Origin of the sequence: Marinobacter sp. AC-23 (genome assembly GCF_001858325.1) — a bacterium.
Taxonomy (GTDB): Bacteria; Pseudomonadota; Gammaproteobacteria; order Pseudomonadales; family Oleiphilaceae; genus Marinobacter.
On the sequence record NZ_MBPP01000001.1, the window covers coordinates 355,144 to 371,056 of the forward strand.

Sequence of the window (15,913 nt, forward strand, 5' to 3'; positions counted from 1 at the left end):
TCTTAGCTAACAATTCTTTGGCAGCTGGCGAACTTGCATTCAGGACGATCAATGCTTTCTATCAATCCAAAGGTTCCACTCGCTCTGGCTTTTATCGCAGGGTTGGCCATGCTGGGCGCGACTGCGTGGCAGGGTTATAGCTTCTGGCAATCCCAAAACCAACAAACCGCTCTCGGTAACAACGCGGCCTCGCAACCGCTTACCGAAAAGCGCAGCACTCCCACTTTGGCACTTGCATCTTTAGAGTTTTTTGGCACTGCTCAGCCCGACGGCATTCAAACCCAACAAAGCACTGAGGATTTACCAGAAACCAACCTCAAAATCTTTCTTCGAGGCGTTCTCGCGGCCGACGGCGACTTCCCTGGCAGTGCCTTGATAGAAGATGACAAGCGCAATACTGACGTCTTTATTGTGGGTGATGAACTACCTGGCAACGCAAAACTGCGCTCTGTGCATTCCAATCGCGTCATTCTTGACCGCTCGGGCAAGCTGGAAAACCTGTATTTCCCAGAGACCGACAACGATTCCGGAATGAGCTTCTCATCCGACGCTGACAACCTCCAACAAACCTCTGCCGTGCAACGCCCGGAATCCGCAGTCACCCAAAAGCCCACCCAATCGCGGCAACCTGCAGCAAACGACCAACAACGCCGGGAAGAAATTCGCCAGCGCCTCGAACAGCTCCGGGAACGCCTACGCACCAACGGTTAGTCGTTCAATATGTCCGCACTCTGTGCTATGTCGGCAAATGACACTGTTAATGTCGCTATGGGACAGCGTGTGCGCCTTATAAATAGATAAACTGTCTGCTATTCAATTAAAAACGGGAGTGAACTTTGATGCGACGCTGGAACGGTTGGGGCGATGAGCAGTTTAATCTGGAGCTACCGGCACAAGGGCAAAGCTTTCTCGCTGACCGTGTCGGTGCCGGTAAACCTCTGAGTGATGTTTCCCTCGAATCAGTATGCGCAAAGGTTACTGAGACACGCCTTCCAGTTGACGCCGCTGTGGCCAAGTTTATCGACACAAGCGCCGAGGCACGCGTGCGCCACGCCCGCGGCCAAAGCCTGCCAGACTGGCTAGCGATGCGCAGTGGTGATATTGGCGTATTCCCGGACGGCGTCGCGCGCCCTGAAAGCAGTCTGGACGTGCAAAAGCTCCTGCAGTACGCCCAGGCCGGCAATATCGAATTGATTCCCTACGGTGGTGGCACCAGCGTTGCTGGCCACATTAATCCGCTGGCAAGCGACAGGCCGGTTCTCACTGTCGATATGGGTGGCATGAACCGCCTTATTGATCTGGATCGGGAAAGCCAAATAGCAACGTTTGGCGCAGGCACGCCCGGACCACTCGTAGAATCCCAGTTACGGGCTCATGGCTACACACTGGGGCACTTTCCTCAGTCCTTTGAGCTCTCAACCATCGGGGGCTGGGTGGCTTCTCGTTCCAGCGGGCAGCAATCCTTACGTTACGGCAGAATCGAGCAACTGTTTGCCGGCGGCCGGGTTGAAACTCTTAAAGGCACTTTGGACTTGCCAACCATTCCGGCTTCCAGCGCAGGGCCTGATATTCGCGAGATGATTCTGGGCTCCGAGGGGCGCATTGGCCTGATCACCGAAGTAAAGGTAAGAGTCACACGTTTGCCAGAGCAGGAAAGCTTCCATGTTGTGTTTTTCCCAAATTGGGATAGCGCCCAAACTGCCTGCCGCAAGCTGGTGCAGAACCGCACTCAGCTTTCTATGTTGCGACTCAGCAACGCGATTGAAACCGAAACTCAATTGGCATTGGCCGGGCACCCTCACCTGATTGGCATGCTGGAAAAAGTGCTCTCCTTGCGTGGCTCCGCCGACGGCAAGTGCATGATGACCTTTGGGCTCACCGGCAGTAAGCACCAGTGCAGCAGCGCGAAACTGGAAGCCAAGCGCATCTGCAGCGAACACAAAGGAGTTTATACGGGTACTCGGCTTGGCAAAAAATGGGCCGAAAAGCGCTTCACTATGCCTTACCTCCGTGAAGCGCTCTGGCAAATGGGCTACGCCGTGGACACCTTGGAAACCGCAACCGATTGGGACAATGTAGACAACCTTCTTGGGCTGATGGAGAACAGCCTCCGCACGGGTCTTCAAACCCGCGAAGAAAGCAAAAGCGAGCGTGCCCATGTATTTACCCACCTGTCCCATTTTTACGGACAAGGGTGCAGCATCTATACCACGTATGTTTTCCGGGCCGCAGACAGCTACGAAGAAACCCTTGCACGCTGGAAACACCTAAAGAACACAACCTCGGAACTGATCGTGCGCAACCGTGGCACCATCAGCCATCAACACGGTGTTGGCAAAGACCACGCGCCCTTTCTGCCGGTAGAAAAAGGTGAACTGGGCATGCTGGCAATCCGCTCCCTGTGCCAAACCTTCGATCCGGAAGGCATTCTTAACCCGAAAACCTTGCTGGAATAAGCGGGATAAGACCCATGACGCGTAGAGATTCATTGCTCAGGGAGCTCAAAAGCAGCACTCACACATTTGATGTTGTGGTGATTGGCGGCGGCATTACTGGCGCGGGTATAGCGCGGGAAGCAGCCGGTAGCGGTTTGAACACATTGTTGGTCGAACAAAAAGATTTCGCCTGGGGAACATCCAGCAGGTCTTCAAAAATGGTGCACGGAGGCCTTCGGTATCTTGGCAGTGGCCAATACCGGCTGACCCGAGATGCTGTAAACGAACGTCAGCGATTGATGACCGAAGCACCTGGCTTAATTGAACCTTTGCGCTTCATCATGCCGCACTTTCAGCGCCAGTTCCCCGGCCCGTGGCTGTTTCAAATGCTGCTGCGAGTGTACGACTGGATAGCCCGTTCTAAGTCCCGGCACTTCCTGACGCCCGGTGAGACCATGCAATGGGTACCTGGCCTGAACACCACCAAATTGACCGGAGCCAGCGGCTTTACCGATGCGGTAACCGATGATGCCCGCCTGGTTCAACGTGTAATAAAGGAAGCCCGCCAAGACGGCGCCCGGTGCCTGAACTACGTAAAAGCGGTAAGCGTTCTGAGAACGAACGACGAGGTCAGCGGGGTTGAACTGCAGGCAGAACATGACACGTCAGCCTTTACCGTAAACACACCTCTTATCATTAACGCCACAGGCGTATGGGCCGACCGGCTACAACAGCCAGTCGGCGGCCAGAAACCTATGACCATTCGGCCATTGCGCGGCAGCCATTTGGTGATTCCATGGAAAAAACTCCCGGTCTCATGCTCCGTTTCTCTGCTCCACCCGGATGACAAGCGCCCGGTTTTCGCATTCCCGTGGGCGGGCACAACCGTACTGGGAACCACGGATCTCGACCATAACGAAAGTCTGGATAGCGAGCCGCGGATTGCCGATGAGGAGCTGAATTACCTACTTAAAATTTCCAACCGCCTGTTCCCGGGTAACGCGATATCCCGAACGGACGTGCTTTCTACCTGGGCAGGAGTCCGGCCCGTTGTGACCGCGGAGCAAAAGGTTGCTGGTGCCAAGGCGCCCTCCAAAGAAAGCCGCGAGCATGAATTTCGTGAAGACAAAGGCTTAATCAGTATCGCCGGCGGCAAACTCACCACATTTCGCTTAATCGCAAGAGAAGCGCTTGCCAGAGGCCTGGGTGGTAAAGAGCTTTTGCGACCAGAAAACGACCCGGTTTTCCGACCATCTCCCTCGCTGCAAAAACCCAACCGTATCAGTCATCAAAACTGGCAACGGCTTACCGGGTTTTATGGCTCAGACCTGGGCTCTGTGCTTCAAGCAGGGCCAGCCCAACTTGTTAGCTGCGATTCAGACCTTGGCTTTGTTCCTGGTGAGCTGTTATGGGCGGAAGTTGTGTGGGCCTGCAAGCAGGAAGACGTAAACCATTTGGATGACCTAATGCTACGCCGCACCCGGCTTGGCCTGATTCTGCCCGAAGGTGGTCGGGCGATACTGGCTAACGTGAGGCAACACTGCCAGAGCGCACTCAACTGGGATGACGAACAGTGGCGTTCAGAAGAAGCCGGATATCTTGCGCTTTGGGCCCACGCGTATTCATTACCGAGTCATTTGGAGCCAAAGCATGCCATCTGACCCGCTGATTTTAGCCATTGATAATGGCACCCAGAGCATACGCGCCCTGCTCTTCGACACAAGAGGCAACCTTGTTGCCAAAGGCAGGCAGGAGATTCAGCCCTATTTTTCAGAACAGCCGGGCTGGGCTGAACAAGAGCCCGAGTACTTCTGGAAAAACCTGGGCAAGGCCTGCGAACAACTTTGGCAATCAACCGATGTAGCGCCAGACAGAGTTGTGGGCGTTACCGTCACCACTCAACGTGGCACGGTGATTAACCTCGACGAAAACGGCAAGCCACTTCGCCCGGCCATTATCTGGCTAGACCAACGGCACGCACGGGTCGACGGCCCTGTGAAAGGCCCATGGGGCTGGCTCTTCAAACTGACACGGCTTGAAAACACGATTAACCGCTTTCGTGAAAATACCCAAGCCAACTGGATTGCCCAGAACCAACCGGAGATTTGGGATAAAACCCGGCATTTTGTTTTGCTATCTGGCTACCTGAATTACCGCTTAACCGGTGAGTTTCGGGATTCAACTGGCAGCCAAGTAGGCTATCTGCCATTTGATTACAAAAAACACCGCTGGGCGAGCAAACGGGACTTTAAATGGCAAGTCATGCCGGTAAAACGGTCCATGCTGCCCGAGTTGGTCAGCCCTGGCTCCGGATTGGGCAACCTCACTACAGAGGCCGCTCAACACTTGGGGCTTCCCAAGGGCCTGCCCGTAATTGCAGCTGCCTCCGATAAAGCCTGCGAAATACTTGGCTCTGGAGGGTTAACACCTGATATCGGCTGCATGAGCTATGGCACAACCGCCACCATAAATGCCACCAACAAACGCTATGTGGAGCCGGTACGCCTGATGCCGCCCTATCCTTCTGCGTTACCCGGACATTACTCCACGGAAGTGATGATTTACCGGGGCTTTTGGATGGTGAGTTGGTTTAAGCGCGAATTCGGTTTGCGAGAACAAAAAATTGCAGAAGAGCGCGGCATAGAGCCCGAAGTGTTGTTCGATGAACTGGTTAAAGCTGTACCTGCGGGTTCCATGGGCTTAATGCTGCAACCCTATTGGTCGCCGGGCGTACGCCAACCGGGCCTGAAGCCAAAGGGTCCATCATCGGGTTTGGCGATGTTCACACTCGCTCGCATATCTACCGCGCCATATTGGAAGGCTTGGCTTACGCGCTCCGTGAAGGCAAAGAAAAAATCGAAAAGCGCAGCGGCGTTAAAATTACCAAACTCCGAGTGGCCGGCGGAGGCTCCCAGAGTGACGCCGCCATGCAATTAACCGCAGACGTATTTGCTTACCCGCGGAGCGCCCACACACCTATGAAACCTCCGGCCTCGGTGCCGCGATTGATGCGGCAGTTGGCCTTGGCCTGCACCCGGATTTTGAAACAGCAGTGGCAGCAATGACCCGGGTTGGCGATGTATTCCACCCTAACCCGCAAGCTCAAGAGCTATATGAGCGACTCTATACCGAAGTTTACCTACGCATGTATCCCAAGCTTCAACCGCTGTACCAGAAAATCCGGGATATCACCGGTTATCCAAAGTAGGCATTCCGGCTTGGACCAGTCAGGGCGCTCATTTGTACCTTGCCTAACGGCTACAGCCTGGGCAGCGTTGTGCCTTCCGGCACTCGAATCTCAAAGCCAGATTTCACGCTAACCGTTTCGCCTGCCGGTACTTTGCGATCCCAGGCCAAAACGCCCTTTTTATCATCTACATCTCGCTCAACCGGCTCACTGACGTCCAGCGGTTTAACCTTCAGAACATCTTCTTGAGACACAGGAAGCCGGTCAAAGATTCGAATCTGCACGGCTTTTGCGTGATGGTTGGTAATCTCAAACCGGTTTTGGCGGCGCTGAACGTTTTCGCTGTTCCAAATACCTTCCTCTCCCGTTCGCTCAAGCTCATTCACAACGGCTACACGAATGCCTTCATCCACGCCGAAACCGAGAGCTATCTCTTCGCCATTAACCAGGTCATTCAGCTGGCTTTCACCAACACTCTGACCATCCCTGTATAGCGTAACCCGGCCTGCCGGTACGGGCGCATCTGCATTGAAGGTACCAGTTGCATGCAGATACCCGGTGGTGTCCGCTACGGGAGTTGTCCAGGTGGCGACTTCAACGGGAATCTGATGCTGAGCAACCGTTAGCCGTTGGCCTGACGATCCCGAGGGAATCACAACCGGTTCTGACAACCGATAGCTCTGAGTGAAGCTGCTTTGACGCTCAACAACGGCTACGGGGCGCTTGGCTGATTTAAATGATTGTGCCTCCATCTCGGCCATGCCCATATCCTCGCTTGCCCGATACGCCTGAGGCTGCTCAGGCTCACAACCCAGGGATAAATCTCAGGCATTGCGGTACCACGCCGAACATTCGCGGTTGCCAGGCGCAGGTCCACGCCTTCCCAATCTGTACCGGTAGACTGTTGCACGACAGCCAGGTGCTCCAACGTCATCTCAGCGCCAGGCTTACCTTCCAGCTCTGTTTTTAAGCGGGCACTGTACTCACTCCGCCAGCTCGCTTCGTTGGTCTGGAAACGGAGTTTTACGCCAAGCTCGCCGCTCTCAGGCGTTCGGTATCGCACCACCACCGTTTTGGTGGCCCGGGCACCTTGCTTTACCTGGGACAGCCCCCGGATTAAGCGATCTCGCAACGCAACGTCACCCGCCATGTTCTCGCGAATAACCCGCATTTCCGCCAGCGCAGTTTGGGTGGTTTCCTTCAGCGTGGCAGCCATATCAGTCAATTCTGAAGCCGACAGCTCGTGGGTGGATTCTGCAGCCTTACTCATCAAGGTAACCTGCTGCCCCCAAGCCCGAATCGCGTCCTCCTGCTCTTGGATTCGGGATGTAACCACTGCCAGTTCATCGCGAATTCGCCGGGATTCTCCAGCCACAAACTCAGCCTGTTCCACCCGGCTGATCTGAACCTGCTGGATCTGCGACCCAGCCGCACCCTTAAGCCCTACCTGAAGGCTTTGATCCTGCAAGCTTAACGGCAACCCCTTAATCTCCAATGTTCCTGAGCCGGAACTTACCTGCTCGCTTTCTTCCCACGTTAATTCCGCATGTGAGGGGTATAACGTGGCGGTTGTAATGTCTGCATGAGCCATCAGTGGCGTGGTCGCAATAGCAAACGCAAGCAGGCTGTACCTTGTCATCAGAAGCTTCCTTCAGGGGCGCGGCTGTTTTGATGTAAACAATTACTTTGCTTATTAACGTACAGGATAAACATCCATTTAACAGCGACATGTCCATGAAAAACCGGTGTTTTTTGTAATATTTTTGATCTGGCAGGACAAAATATTCCGAACTAGGCTTACGTTTGGCATCGAAGGAAGCAGTGATGCCCGGGGCCTGATTACAACACAATCAAGCGCCCTCTGCTGACAGTCCGCCCCCTGCGGGCCTAACAAAAAAACTCCCAGGATTGGAGAACTCAAATGAACATCAGCACGGTAAGTCGCACTTTGGCGATAGGATCTTTTTTATTCGCCACAACCGCCCTGGCCAGCTCAGGCAACAGATCCACCGCTGACCTATATAATGCCTTCTGGAGCCCCGGTCACCTAAGCCCTTTCGAGTGCCGATTCGGCATTCTCAATAGCACCCCGCTCGGCTTGCCTCGTTGTATGCAAGCCAGCAACATTCAGTATCATCTGGATATGCTCTATGGCATTGCTCAAGCCAACGATGGCAACCGAGCCGCTGGATTATCCGGTTACCAAGCGTCGGTTGATTATATCAAGACCACGCTTGAGGGCGCAGGGTACGACGTTACCATCCAGCCCTTCCCGTTCAACGCATTCTACCCAGCCGGTGATGGCGTACTGCAAGTTACCGCCCCCACTCCGACGGATTACGTATGGGAAGAAGATTTCACCTACCTCTCTCAAACAGAGCCGGGTGATGTATCGGGCACTGCAGTACCCGTCGATGTGGAACTCGGCCCCGACAACATGTCGACCAGCGGCTGTGAAGCAGACGACTTTACCGACTTCCCGGCAGGCTCCATTGCCGTTATTCAGCGTGGTACCTGCGCCTTTGGGCAAAAGGCAACCAATGCCGCCAATGCTGGCGCCCTGGGCGTGGTTATTTTTAACCAGGGCAACACCGACGACCGTAAAGGCTTGCTCAATGCCACTTTGGGTGACGATTACGCCGGAGGCATTCCGGTTTTAGCGACAACTTACGATATAGGCGCAAGCTGGATAGACCAACCAGACCTGCAGTTACGGGTTGTCGCTAACGTGGTAAGAGAGCAAACAGAGACCTTCAACGTAATAACCCAAACCAGCCGCGGCAAGGGCAATAACGTCGTAATGACCGGTGCGCACCTTGACTCGGTGTTTGAAGGCGCCGGTATAAACGACAACGGGTCTGGCAGCGCTGCCTTGCTTGAACTGGCTTTGCAAATGAAGCGAGCACACCCGCGCAATCAAGTCCGCTTTGCCTGGTGGGGTGCCGAAGAAGCTGGCCTCGTGGGCTCAACCTTCTATGTAAACAGCCTTTCTCAGGAAGAGCAGGACAAAATCAAGGTGTACCTGAACTACGACATGATTGGCTCGCCTAACTTTGGCAACTTTATCTACGATGGTGATGGCTCTGACTTTGACCTTGCTGGCCCTCCCGGCTCGGCAGCCACTGAGGCGCTTTTTGAGAAATACTTCAACCTGCGAGGCATAGCATCTGAGGTACTGAGATAAGTTTCCGCTCTGATTACGCTCAGTTCTTTGAAGTCGGCATCGCTTTTGGCGGGTTGTTTACTGGCGCAGAGGGAATAAAAACAGAAGAACAGGCTGCCAAATTCGGTGGCGAAGCAGGCATTGCATACGATCCGTGCTATCACGCGGCGTGTGACGACATCACCAACATTGACGAACTCGCACTGGAGATCCACGGCGATGCCGCAGCGTTTGTTACCAGCTGGCTATCACTCTCAACCAGAGTGATCGACCAAGAAATTGCGGCGGCGGAGGATGCACAACCTGCAGCCGGCGCACGCTCGCTACAAGCTGAGCAAAAGCACGACATTACCCATTGGGGTGATAAGTGGATCAAGTAGTCAGTCTATAGGAAGTCCGCAAAAGAAGGGCCGCTCGCAGGAGTGGCCCTTTCTCTGAATGCGTTATCTATCCCGCTAGGGCACATTCTTCTTGTCAGCCTTCTCGCTCTGGGCAATTTCCTGCGCCAAGTTACGATCATCGTCATCCGGTCGCAGCGGCTCCTGGTCTTGTCCCCGCACCGGTGTAAGCACTACACGAGTCAGAAGCGGGAAATGATCCGAGCCAATAGATGGAAGCCGGGTGATGGAATCAAGCGTGAAATGGTGGCTGTGGAACAGGTGGTCAAGAGGCCATCTTAAAATCCGATAATCCGCGTGAAACGTGCTGTAGAATCCGCGCCCTACCCTTGGGTCTAGTAGGCCGCTGACTTTTCGAAACAGCCGAGTCGTCTCCGACCAGGCCACATCATTCAAATCGCCTGTCACGATCACGGGTTCATCATTGTCAGCAACACGACGCCCAACAATCACAAGCTCTGCATCCCGCTCCGTCGACTCGTCGTTCTCCGTCGGGCTGGGCGGTGCAGGGTGCACAAAGCGAACTCGTATTTTCTCACCAGAGCGCAGCTCGACGAAGGCGTGCATGGACGGAACGCCTTTCTCGATCAGAAAACATACCTCAGGCTCATGCAGCGGCAACCTGGAGAACACGTGCATACCGTACAGATTATCCAGTGGGCACTTGATGCTATAAGGCATTGTTCCTTCCAGCACCGCCAGTTGGTCCTCCCACCATTTATCCGACTCCAACGTAACCAGAATATCGGGCTCGTGTTCGTCGACCAGAGCCAACAATGCCTCGGCGTTCCGGTTATGGGTGAGTACGTTGGACGTCAGTATGGCCAGTGTGCGTTCGGGGTCGGGTGTCGGCGCATCTTTCACTTCCTTGGGCCAGATCGGGGTATACGGCAAAACCCACCAGAGCTGTGCTGCTAGCGACCCTGCAGCTACAAGGAGCAGCACCCAGCTAAGTGGTCGCCCCAAATCCAAAAACATCAACTGGGCAATCACTAAAAGCGCAGCCAAAACAGCCAACTGCAGGCGCGGAAAATCAAAGCTCCGAACGCTCCAGTGGGGGTGACGCCAAAGGGGCAACAGAGTCGCTACCGCGATAACAATCGTACAAATAAGTAAAATAAGTAACATCATGATTTTATTGTACAGCAAGGTCAAAGTGACGCGATTATTATCTGAATTCGGGGTTGATCGCGCTTCAAAGTAGCAAAGCACGAACAAATACAGGATACTTTAAAGGGTTTCACAAATGACCAAGGAGATATCATGACTAATCAAAGTCGTCGTAAATTCATGCGTCAGAGCCTACTCGGCATCGCTGCTCTACCTTTAGGAGCAAGCATTCTCTCTCAGCGTGTTTTCGCCCAGGAACTTACGCCACTTGACCCATCAGTCGCTCAGGCCAAGGCTCTGAACTACGTTAAAAAAGCCGAAGACGCCAGCGACCATCCTGCGTACGAAGCGGGGGAACAATGCTCAAACTGCAGATTCTTCCAGGAAGCCAACAACGGTTGCCAGCTGTTCCCTCAGAATAGCGTGGAACCCGAAGGATGGTGCCAGTCCTGGGTTGCGAAAGCATAATTACAGCCGATTTATAAAAGTCCTTAAATAAGCCTGGGCGGCTTCACTCACTTCGCCGCCCAGGCTTTCTGTAACCACTGCCGTGCGTCTCTTGCTGTCCCGCAGCGTCGTTTATATCGTCATCCATTCGACGGAGTTCAGCACCTTCTGGCACAAATAACCCTCCTTTTTCACGGCCTCACCTCCGGGCTCCTTATTCTGAACAGCACGGAATACAATAGCGGGATTACTACCAATGTCAGTGCTGTCGCAAACAGCAGTCCGAACATAATGGTTACGGCCATACTCTTGAAGAATGGATCCATTAACAATGGAGCCACCCCAAGTATGGTGGTCAGGGCACCCAGCACAACAGGCCTTGCCCGGCTGATAGAAGCATCAACAACGGCATCGAAAGGGGCAATACCCGCCCGAATATCGTTGTCTGCCTGATCCACCAGAACAATCGCATTTTTGACCATCATCCCGATCAGGCTCAGGAAGCCCAAAATCGCCATAAACTCAAACGCGGCCTGAAAGGACGCCAATCCGATAACAACGCCCACCACCGCAAACGGAACCGTCAACCAGATCACCAGTGGCTGCCGGATAGCATTGAACATGAATACGACCACCAGAATCATCGCCGCGAATCCGTAAGGCGCAGAAACCGCCAAGCCGGCATTGGCATCCTTAGAGGCTTTATATTGGCCGTACCAGGTAAGCTCATAACCCGGCGGAAGCTCAATGGACTCGATTTTGGCTCGTATTGAGTTGAAGGCATCGTCGGTGAGAATTCCAGGCGCAGGATCTGATTGCACCATGATGGTCGGCTGCCTATCCATGCGGCGAATCATTGCGTCATCCCACACCACACCGACCGACTCGGCAAGCTCACTTACGGGTACAGATTCATCCAGTTTCTGGCTGTACACCTTGATGCTTCCAATAACCTGCTGGCGGCTGCGCTCGTCAAGCGGCGCACGCACCACCATTGGGATAAGGTCGTCACCTTCACGGTACTGACCCACGGTGCGGCCACTCAAGGTTTGCGCTATGGCTTGGTTAACTTCAACACTTGTCAGCCCAAGCTTTTGCAGCAGAGCGTGGTTGTAGGTGGGCACCACAAAGGGTACCTGCTGACGCCAGTCATCCTGTACTGCTATCAGGCTTTTGTCTTCTGTCATCATGGCTTTGGCGCGTTCGGAAAGCTGGCGCAGCACTGCAGAATCTGGCCCGCTAAACCCAGCTTCAATCTTCTTTCCGCCCCCTCGGCCCAACATAAACTTCCAGGCTTGATGGACGCTTCCGGATGCCTGGCCGTTAACTCGCCCTGCAACTCGGTGATCAACGTGGAAATCTGGCTCTCATCTGCAACGTCGACCAACAGTTGTCCATAGGATGGGTTGCGGGGCTCTGGTGCGTACGTGAGCATAAAGCGCAACCCACCGCCGCCAATAAACGACGTAACATCTGTAATGCCATCGTGGGCCTTTACATCTTCAGCAATCTCATTCAACACCTTAGCTGTGTATGAAATGTCCGAGCCTTGGGGCAAATAAGCATCTACCACGAACTGCGCCCGTTGCGAATCTGGCATAAACCCCGGTGGCACCAAACTGGTGCCGGCGATGCCCGCAGCAAACAGGGCAATCAACACAACCCCAGTGGTTTTGCGGTACTTAAGCACTTGGTACAGCAAGCCGCGATAGGTGCGCAGAACCGCGCCTTCAGTTTCAGGCCCACTGGTCTGTTTTACCTTAAGGAACTGATAACACAGCATGGGGATAACCGTAACGGAAAAAACCCAACTGAGCGCCATGGAATAGAGAATGACCCAAAACAACGAGCCGGCGTATTCGCCATATCACTGGGTGACAGGCCAATCGCGCTGAACGCAAGAATGCCAACAAGTGTGCCACCCAACAGTGGCCACTTTGTTGACTGAACCACATCCAGAACCGACTGATAGCGATCCTCACCATTTTTGAACTTCACCAGCACCGCATCGGTGACCACAATGGCATTATCCACCAGCATGCCTAGTGCAATAATCAACGCACCCAGAGACACACGCTGCATGGCTATGTTGTCTATCAACATAATAATTAATGTGCCAGCAACGGTGAGCAACAGTACAAAACCGATAATGACGCCCGACCGCAGGCCGATAAACGCCAGCAGTACGATGAACACAATCACAACCGCTGCGGCCAGATTGCCGATAAAGTTCGCCACGGAAGCCCGCACGGAATCCGACTGTATGGAAACTGCATTTAGAGAAACCCCGACCGGGCGCTGATCATCCAGCTCGGCCAGGCGGGCCTTAACGGCGTCCCCCATTTCAACCACGTTGCCGCCGGATATGTTGGAGATACCAAGGCCAATAGCCCGCTCGCCGTTGTACTCCATCAGAAACGGCGCCGGTTCCTGGTAGCCTCGCTTCACGCTGGCTACGTTTTCCAGCTTAACGGTCTGCCCATCGCCACCTATGCCCAGTGGCAGTGTTTTGAGCTGCTCAAAGCTCCCGACGGCGTTCTTTGGAATCACCGGAAGTCGCATGGAACCTGCCTGCACTTCACCCGCCACCGTGATGCTGTTCTGCTTCTGCAGCACCTGATACACCTGCTCTGCGGTAACGCCCAGGTTTTCCAGCCGTTCGCTGGAAATTTCGATGTAAATACGATCTTCTCGTTGGCCGATCAGTGCGGTTTTCGCCACGCCATCCACCAGCGCAAGCTCTTTGCTCAAAAAGTCGGCGTAGTTGTGCAGCTGTTTGTTGCTGTATCCGGGGGCGGTAATGGCGTAAAACAACGCATATACATCCGAAAAATCATCGTTCACAAACGAAGGGCCCGCGCCACTAGGTAACGACCGTTGAGCATCGTTTACCTTGCGACGTAACTTATCCCAAACTTGCTCCAGCTCGGCTTTGGTTCGGGAAAATGCCAGATCAATCTCAACATTCACCTCCGAAATTCCCTGCTTGGAGACCGACTTAATCTCCTTTACTTCCTGCATGGATTGCACGGCAGCTTCGATCGGGTCGGTAACCTCGTCGGCCACATCCTGAGCGCTTGCGCCTTCATAAGATGTTGTAATCACTGCTTTGCGAATAGTGAACTCGGGGTCTTCAAAGCGCCCAAGATTGAGGTAACTCAAGTAGCCACCCAGCAGAGTCAAAAAAATGATCACCCACAAGCTGGTTCTTTTCTGAATGGCGTATGCGGCAAGATTCATTACTTTTGCCCCTTAGACTCAAGGGGCCGAACCCTCATACCTTCACTCAAAGCGCTTACGCCAGCGACAACCACCTTGTCGCCCACTGCCAACCCTTCTTTAACAACCACTTGGTCATCAATCAATTCGCCCACACTCACCACGCGCTTTTCAACCGCGCCGTTATCCCCGACCAACCAAACAAATTCGTCACCCGTATTGGTGGGCAAAACCGCCTGAATGGGCACCTGAATAACCGCGTCTTCAACCATTCCACCTTCAGCGGGGTAGATTCGGGCATTCATGCCGGGCAATACGTTTTGACCTTGAAGGTCCGTGATTTCAAGCACCACACGGTAGGTTTGAGACAGGGTATCTGGTTCCGAAGAGTAGCTTTTGTACACAACCGGTAAGCGAATGCTGCCGTTATTCTCAACCAAGGCAAACCCTTCCCTTTGGCCAGTTGGCGAGAAAAACATCTTGCTTGGCACATCTACCACCACTTCAAGATTTTTGAGATCGTGAAGAACATAAATGGCCTGACCGGAATTCACGTTGCGAAAATTGTCCACCGTCTTTTGAGCAATTACGCCAGCAAAGGGCGCTCGAAGGGATGTGTTATCGAGATCCTGCCGGGCGTTAGACAGCTTGTTGTTGGCCAGATCCCGTTTGGTTTTGAGTTTCTCCAGGTCGGTTTTCGCAATGGCCTGGGTCGACTTGAAAATTTGAACACCACGCTGATAATCCGCTTGCGCCTTATCAAACTCGACTTTGGCAGAGTTGACCGCCCGGAGAAACTCGTCCTGTTCGAGTTTAGCCAGCAACTCACCTTTCTCGACTTTGTCACCCTCGTTCACCTCCATGGCCACCATTTTGCCAGGAACACGAAACGCCAACTCGGCCCTTTCTGCAGAACGGACAACACCATTAAAGCTGATGCTGGCCAAGGCGTTATCCCCGATGATTTGGATAACCGCAGGCCTTACAGGTGGGGCAGTTTCAGTTTCGGGTTCAGCTTGGTTATCGGAACAGCCGGCCAGAAGCAATGCGGCTATGATTGTTACAACGCTTGACGTACTCCGGGAAAACGAGCGGTTCATTTTATCTGTTCCTTTAACTCTGATTAGCGCAATGAACGCTAGTCAGATGCCTTTTAAAATTGGTAGTTGATCGCGAGGCTACCATGCCACTGGTTGGCATCACCCACATCTTCAACAATGGAACTATCTGCAGCATCTCCGAACAACCGGCTATATTGGGCCACCGTCGACACACTAAACTTGCGAGTTACCAAGAAGGTCAGCCGGCCGTTCATACTGCCTTGAACGTACTCTCCTTCGGCGCGATAGGGCCTTAACCCGGAGCGCGCAGCATCCTCAATAGAAACATCAAACAGGGCTCGACTCCAGCGGTTGCTGGCCCAGGAAACCCCAGGGCCCGCGGCATAGAGCAGTCGATTTGTAATTTTTCCACAAAAACGCAAGTAACCGCGCACACGCACGCCATCAAGGTCCCCCGAAACCGGGGCAGCAATATCACCATTAATTTGCCATTGGCCGCTCGTCCAGCTGGCTATAGCGCCGGCCAACAAACTGCCGTGCACATCTTCAAACTGCGTGAGCGCACCGGAGTTCTCCCGCCCTCTGGCGTAAGACAATGCGGGCCCCAACTTCCAACGCTCGCTTTTCAAAAAGTCGTAACTGATGCCGGTAACCGGGTTGATAGATAATTGACCTTTACGAGCCTGTATCCAGGGTAGCCCCTCCGCTTTGTAGGTATCCGCGCCAAGATACTCGGGCGACCAGCCACCACCAACACCAAGGCCGACAGACCATTCGCTGGGTTCTGTTTGCTGGCTATCTGTCGCTGCCAACACGGGGCCAGCCAACATTGCGGTAGCTGCAAATATGGAAATGTGAGCCGTCAAACAACATCGACTATTCATCATCTTAGT

General features: G+C 53.7%; 12 protein-coding genes and 2 pseudogenes. 6 read left to right on the forward strand and 8 right to left on the reverse strand.

The window, feature by feature from the left end; genetic code table 11:
• Positions 1-51: 51 nt before the first annotated feature.
• The 4 genes and pseudogenes from BCA33_RS01640 (at position 52) to BCA33_RS01655 (ending at position 5,643) form a co-directional block, all read left to right on the forward strand.
• Entirely contained in the window at positions 52-711 is a 660-nt protein-coding gene (locus BCA33_RS01640) for a type II secretion system protein N (protein WP_071263086.1), read from the forward strand.
• A gap of 128 nt (positions 712-839) precedes the next feature.
• On the forward strand, positions 840-2,456 hold the full coding sequence (locus tag BCA33_RS01645; protein WP_071263087.1) for an FAD-binding oxidoreductase: 1,617 nt from the start codon (positions 840-842) through the stop codon (positions 2,454-2,456).
• 14 nt (positions 2,457-2,470) lie between these two features.
• Positions 2,471-4,096, forward strand: a complete 1,626-nt coding sequence (locus tag BCA33_RS01650) for a glycerol-3-phosphate dehydrogenase/oxidase (protein WP_071263088.1) — start codon at positions 2,471-2,473, stop codon at positions 4,094-4,096.
• Positions 4,086-5,643, forward strand: a pseudogene (locus BCA33_RS01655) (FGGY-family carbohydrate kinase). Before BCA33_RS01650 ends, BCA33_RS01655 begins: the two are co-directional and overlap by 11 nt.
• A gap of 50 nt (positions 5,644-5,693) precedes the next feature.
• Here BCA33_RS01655 and BCA33_RS21130 read toward each other — a convergent pair.
• Together BCA33_RS21130 and BCA33_RS21135 are read right to left on the reverse strand one after the other, a co-directional pair.
• Entirely contained in the window at positions 5,694-6,383 is a 690-nt protein-coding gene (locus BCA33_RS21130; RefSeq protein ID WP_254774104.1) for a DUF4139 domain-containing protein, read from the reverse strand.
• Positions 6,335-7,261, reverse strand: a complete 927-nt coding sequence (locus tag BCA33_RS21135) for a DUF4139 domain-containing protein (protein WP_254774105.1) — start codon at positions 7,259-7,261, stop codon at positions 6,335-6,337. Before BCA33_RS21135 ends, BCA33_RS21130 begins: the two co-directional genes overlap by 49 nt.
• A 282-nt stretch (positions 7,262-7,543) precedes the next feature.
• On the opposite strand from BCA33_RS21135, the pseudogene BCA33_RS22490 reads away from it, so the two are divergent.
• Positions 7,544-9,165 (forward strand): annotated as a pseudogene (locus BCA33_RS22490) (M28 family metallopeptidase).
• A 75-nt stretch (positions 9,166-9,240) separates the two neighbouring features.
• Here the strand turns inward: BCA33_RS22490 and BCA33_RS01670 are convergent.
• Entirely contained in the window at positions 9,241-10,314 is a 1,074-nt protein-coding gene (locus BCA33_RS01670) for an endonuclease/exonuclease/phosphatase family protein (RefSeq protein WP_254774107.1), read from the reverse strand.
• A gap of 132 nt (positions 10,315-10,446) precedes the next feature.
• On the opposite strand from BCA33_RS01670, the gene BCA33_RS01675 reads away from it, so the two are divergent.
• Positions 10,447-10,761, forward strand: coding sequence for a high-potential iron-sulfur protein (locus BCA33_RS01675; RefSeq protein ID WP_071263089.1), 315 nt, complete (start codon positions 10,447-10,449; stop codon positions 10,759-10,761).
• Between the two features lie 170 nt (positions 10,762-10,931).
• Here the strand turns inward: BCA33_RS01675 and BCA33_RS22495 are convergent, their stop codons facing one another.
• From BCA33_RS22495 to BCA33_RS01690, 5 genes are read right to left on the reverse strand one after another with little or no spacing between them, the layout of a single operon-like run.
• Positions 10,932-11,963, reverse strand: coding sequence for an efflux RND transporter permease subunit (locus tag BCA33_RS22495; RefSeq protein ID WP_302848207.1), 1,032 nt, complete (start codon positions 11,961-11,963; stop codon positions 10,932-10,934).
• Positions 11,927-12,523 carry an efflux RND transporter permease subunit gene (locus BCA33_RS22500; protein WP_302848208.1) on the reverse strand — a complete coding sequence of 199 codons (597 nt, stop codon included), beginning with the start codon at positions 12,521-12,523 and terminating at the stop codon, positions 11,927-11,929. The genes BCA33_RS22495 and BCA33_RS22500 overlap by 37 nt, the downstream gene beginning before the upstream one ends.
• A complete protein-coding gene (locus BCA33_RS22505; protein ID WP_302848209.1) occupies positions 12,496-13,980 on the reverse strand; it encodes an efflux RND transporter permease subunit in 1,485 nt (494 codons plus the stop codon). The genes BCA33_RS22500 and BCA33_RS22505 overlap by 28 nt, the downstream gene beginning before the upstream one ends.
• Positions 13,980-15,059, reverse strand: coding sequence for an efflux RND transporter periplasmic adaptor subunit (locus BCA33_RS01685; RefSeq protein WP_071263090.1), 1,080 nt, complete (start codon positions 15,057-15,059; stop codon positions 13,980-13,982). The genes BCA33_RS22505 and BCA33_RS01685 overlap by 1 nt, the downstream gene beginning before the upstream one ends.
• Before the next feature lie 53 nt (positions 15,060-15,112).
• A complete protein-coding gene (locus BCA33_RS01690) occupies positions 15,113-15,850 on the reverse strand; it encodes a MipA/OmpV family protein (protein ID WP_083394611.1) in 738 nt (245 codons plus the stop codon).
• Positions 15,851-15,913: the final 63 nt, after the last annotated feature.